3 protein-coding genes are annotated in these 4,952 nt (G+C 68.5%); all 3 read left to right on the forward strand.

Annotated features, from left to right (window positions below; genetic code table 11):
- The first annotated feature begins 92 nt into the window (after window positions 1–92).
- The 3 genes from QFZ75_RS34460 to QFZ75_RS34470 all read left to right on the forward strand — a co-directional run bounded on the left by QFZ75_RS34460 (window position 93) and on the right by QFZ75_RS34470 (window position 4,871).
- The gene (locus QFZ75_RS34460; RefSeq protein ID WP_307543242.1) at window positions 93–3,890 is read left to right on the forward strand and encodes an AAWKG family protein; all 3,798 of its coding nucleotides are present in this window, start codon (window positions 93–95) and stop codon (window positions 3,888–3,890) included.
- 148 nt (window positions 3,891–4,038) lie between these two features.
- Window positions 4,039–4,494: a YbaB/EbfC family nucleoid-associated protein gene (locus QFZ75_RS34465; RefSeq protein WP_307543243.1), complete on the forward strand. Its 456-nt coding sequence runs from the start codon at window positions 4,039–4,041 to the stop codon at window positions 4,492–4,494.
- 2 nt (window positions 4,495–4,496) lie between these two features.
- Window positions 4,497–4,871, forward strand: a complete 375-nt coding sequence (locus QFZ75_RS34470; RefSeq protein WP_307543245.1) for a hypothetical protein — start codon at window positions 4,497–4,499, stop codon at window positions 4,869–4,871.
- Window positions 4,872–4,952: the final 81 nt, after the last annotated feature.

The following is a 4,952-nucleotide window of genomic DNA, read 5'->3' on the forward strand; positions in this document are numbered from 1 at the left end:
CCGGCGCGCCCCCGTAAGAGACACACGCTCGCGCACCCGTACGAAGACACGGTGTGCCGGCACGTACGACAACCGACCAGAAAGGGCGCCCGGTGGCCGATCGCTACGACCCCAACTCCGGCACCAACCTCGACAAGTTCGACAACGCCGGCGACCCGTCGAGTGACACCTGGGCCACCCTGGTCAAGCACATCACCGGCTACCCCGTGCCGGACCGCAGCACCATCTTCGACACGCTCCGCTCCGACCACGGCGGCAAGCTCTTCCGGATGGACATCAAGGAGCGCAGCCTCAGCCTGATGGTCAAGGACTCCGGGTTCCTGACGAACACCGGCGAGGACTACGACATCTTCTTCTTCGACGGCAACAAGAAGAAGAAGATCATGCAGGCCCGGATCGTGTTCGAGGGCCGTGTGAAGGCCGGTGAGGAGATCATCTTCGCCGGCCCCGGCTCCGACAACGTCAACGACGCCCAGGTCCGTGAGGGCAACGAGTTCACGGACTACAACAAGGACAAGATGTCCACCGTCGCGCTCGCCCGGTACATGAACGGGCCGCGGACGGCGCTCCTGGAACTGCTGAAGGGCGGCACCCAGAACGCCCGGTTCAGCAACCTGGGCGTGGGCGGCAGCGACGCGGTGGACCTGAGTTCCTTCAACGCGACGGGCGACTCCTTCGACTACGCCGCCAAGTTCTTCCGGGACCACGCGGTGGTCCTGAAGGACTGGGAGGATCGTTTCGGCAAGGACGACGCGAGCTGGAAGGGCGAGGCCGCGGATGTCTTCCGCAGCCTGCTGAAGAAGATCCGCGAGAACTACGACGCCTACGTCGAGACCTTCGACTCCAAGGCCGGCACCGGCGACGAGACCGGCACCGGCAACACGGTGTACTCGCGCGCCCTGTCGCTGGGCCGCAAGTACCTGGAGGACGCCGCCAGCAAGCTGCTGGACGCCTGGCTGGCGTGGGCCAAGTCCCCGTACTACGACCCGCACCAGGTGCTGCGCTACGTCCTGGACGACCTCGCCCAGTGGGTGGACAACAACAACGTCGCGAAGACGGACATCACGGTGACCAGCAACCGCTACACCTCGAACGTCAGTCACAATCCGAAGGGCGGCTTCTCCCATACGCACCCCGAGTACGGCGACCTGACCGACGTCGCCAACTGGGCCAAGGTCGGCGACAAGGCGGTCAAGATCTGGAGCCAGGGTGTCGAGGAGTACCTGAGCAAGCCCGCGGCCACGGTGCAGTCCAACCTGAACAACCACTTCCTCGAACTCGGCGAGGACTTCGCGGACAACGTGCCCAAGCCGAAGTCGACCAGCACGGCCTCGGAGGAGTACGAGAAGGAGCAGCTCGAAAAGGAAAAGGAGGAGGCCAAGAAGGAGAAGGAGGAGAACAAGAAGGAGCAGGACGAGCTCCGCGAGGAGCAGCGGAAGCAGCGCGAGGAGGACAAGAAGTACCAGGAGGAGCTCCGCGAGGAGCAGCGGAAGCAGCGCGAGGAGGACAAGAAGTACCAGGACGAGCTGCGCGAGGAGCAGAAGAAGGAGCAGGACGAGGCCAAGCGCGAGGCCGACGAGCTGCGCGAGGAGCAGCGGAAGCAGCGCGAGGAGGACAAGAAGTACGCGGACGAGCTGCGCGAGGAGCAGAAGAAGGAGCAGGACGAGGCCAAGCGCGAGGCCGAGGAGCTGCGCAACGAGCAGAAGGGAGAGCAGGACGAGGCCAAACGTGAGGCCGAGGAGCTGCGCAACGAGCAGAACCAGCAGCGCGACGAGGACAAGAAGTACGCGGACGAGCTGCGCGAGGAGCAGAAGAAGGAGCAGGAGGAGGCCAAGCGCGAGGCCGAGGAGCAGGCCAAGGAGGTGAAGGAGAGCCTCGGCGGGCTCAACGACCCCAACGCGATCACCACCGAGAACCTCGACAGCCTCGACGACCTGCTGAACCAGAACAACGCGGTCACCACCGAGAGCCTGGGCGACATCGGGGACATCAACGGCACCGGCAACGGTCAGGGCGAGACCGACCTGGGCCCGGTCACCCAGAGCCTCGGCGGCCTCGGCGGCCTGAACGGCACGGGCGGCGCCCTCAACACCCCGACCGGCGCAAAGACCCAGGCCGACGGAGGCAAGCTCACCACCGACTTCCCGGACGGCAGCAGCACCTCCTTCGACCCCGACAGCGGGCTGCTCACCACCACGTCGCCGGACGGCGCCGTCACCACGCAGGACCTGGGCGACGGTCTGAAGGTGACGAATCCCGACGGCTCGGTGACGTCGCTGGGCGACGACGGGAAGCTGACGACCACCTTCCCGGACGGCACCACCCAGACCGTCGACCCCGCCACCGGTCAGGCGATCACCACCAACCCGGACGGCAGCACCACCACGACCGACCTGGGCAGCCTCACCGACCTCAACGGCAGCCTCAACGGCGACGGCGTGCTCGACGGCCCGACCGGAACCAGCACCCAGCTGAACAATGCGGGTGAGCTGACCACCGACTTCCCGGACGGCAGCAGCACCTCCTTCGACCCCGACAGCGGGCTGCTCACCAGCACCTCGCCGGACGGCGCCGTCACCACGCAGGACCTGGGCGACGGTCTGAAGGTGACGAACCCCGACGGTTCGGTGACGTCGCTGGGCGACGACGGGAAGCTGACGACCACCTTCCCGGACGGCACCACCCAGAGCGTGGACCCGTCGACCGGCCAGGCGGTCACCACCGACCCGGACGGCACCACCACGACCGAGAACCTGGGCAGCCTGGGCGACCTCAACGGCCAGAACAGCCAGAACAGCCTGAACGACCTCAACAACAGCCTGAACGACCTGAACGACCTGAACGATCTGGGCGACATCAACTCCGACGTGACCACCGAGACGCTCGGCAACCTCGGGGACCTCAACAGCGACGGGTCCGCCCTGGAGACCCCGACCGGCGGCCAGGTGGAGCTGGACGACAGCGGCGACTTCCTGACGACGTTCGACGACGGCGGCACGTCCACGTTCGACCCGGACAACGGGCTGCTCACCAGTACCGACGCGGACGGCAACGTCACGACCACCGACCTCACCCACGGTGCGAGGGTCGCCAACCCGGACGGCTCCTTCACCACCCTGGACAACGGTCAGCTGACCACCACCTTCCCGGACGGCAGCACGCAGGTCATCGACCCGGACACCGGCATCGCCACCGTCACCGACCCGCAGGGCAACACCGAGACCGTGGACCTGCACGACCTCAACTCCTCGGCGAACAACGACAGGTCGGACATCCTCGACGGTCTCGGTGACCTCAACGGCATCGGTGACCTCGACACGACCGGCGGCGGCACCACCTCCCGCGACGTGCCGCTCTCCGAACTGGGCCTCGGCGGCGGCGCAGGCGGCGGCGCGAGCGGCGGGGCCTACAGCGGCGGCCTCTCCGGGACGGACTCCTTGTCCTCGGACTTCCAGGGGTCCGGTGTCGCCCCCCTCTCGGACGGCGCAGGCTCCCCGCTGACCGCCGCAACGGCCGCCAACGCCGGGGCCGGCACCCCCGGTGCCCCCGGGACGCCCGGCAGCCCCGGTATGCCGATGGGCGGCGGCGGGGGCGGCATGGGCGCGGGCGGCGAGAAGGGCAACGGCGAGCGGGTGCGCTCCGTCCTGGTCGACGCGGCCGAGGAGAGCGAGCGGCGCAACCGCCGCCGGCGCAGCCCGTGGAACCGCCAGGAGGACAACGACACCTTCCTCGCCCCGTCCCGGGTCAACACCACCGGTGGCGGTGGCGACTCCCCCCAGGAGGAGACGGAGCCGGGCCGCAGGGTCACCAGCTCCGCCGACTACCTGGAGGAGGACGAGGACGTGTGGGGCACCGAGGAGGGCGGCACCCCGGCCGTCATCGGCCGGTGACGACGGCGCGGGCCCGGCGTGACCAGGGCGAAGAGACGAATCCCACCCGGTTCCGACTTTCGCAACCGGGCCCTCACCAGGCAAGATCAGCACAGCAGTTGCCCTGTTCGGACGGCTGCGGGGACCTACGGAGAAAGGGGGAGCCGGCGTGACGGAGCCGCTGGAGAAGCGCCTGGAGAAGGCGATGGCCGAACTCCAGGCCGCCCAGGAGGGCATCGCGCGCACCGAACGCGAGCTGCGCCAGGCGTCGTTCGCGGTGCTCTCCTCCGACCGTGCGGTCCGCGCCAGCGTGGGCCCGCAGGGTGAGCTGACCGGGATCGAGTTCCTGGAGAACAAGTACCGCGACATGTCCCCCCAGGAGCTGGCCGCCAGCGTCCTGGAGGCGACGAACGCGGCACGCCTGAAGATGAACCGGCACGTGATGAAGGCGATGGCACCCTTCGCCGAACCGAGCAGCAACGTGCCGGAACTGAAGGGCTTCGAGCTGGACTGGGAGCAGATCTTCGGCCCCGAGGTCCTGCGCGAGGACGACGAGGACACGGCGCGCGACGACCAGGCCACCCCCGCCTGGCGGGACGCGATCGGCGAGGACGGGGAGGACTGACCATGGGAGAGCGCTACTACGTCGACCCGCAGCGCATCGAGGCCCTGGCGGGGCAGCTGGAAGAGATCGGCACCCTGGCCAGGAGCATGACCGAGGAGTTCCTCGACGAGCTGGCCCCCACCGTCAAGTGGCCCGGTACGAGCGGCGACTTCGCCGAGAAGGCCAAGCCGCAGGAGCAGAAGGAGCGGCAGACCACGAAGGAGACCATGATGTCCATCCGCGACGCGCTGGTGGGCATCACGGACGCCACGCTCAGTCAGGTCCGGCTCATGAAGACGACGCGCGACGGCAACATCGAGGCGATCGAGCAGAACAACCGAGAGCTCGACACCCATGGTCTGGACGGCAACGGCTCAGGCGGGCATGGCCGCCGCTGACCCGCGCTCCGCAGGCCGCTCCCGCCTCCTGGCGCGAGCGGCCCGCCAGGCGTGCCCGCGTGACCTCCGGGGCGGCCACCG

The organism is Streptomyces sp. V3I8 (assembly GCF_030817535.1).
Taxonomy (GTDB): Bacteria; Actinomycetota; Actinomycetes; order Streptomycetales; family Streptomycetaceae; genus Streptomyces.

Coding starts and splice junctions, on each gene's coding strand:
- QFZ75_RS34470 (WP_307543245.1), top strand. CDS start 4,497: ATGGGAGAGCGCTACTACGTCGACCCGCAGCGCATCGAGGCCCTGGCG.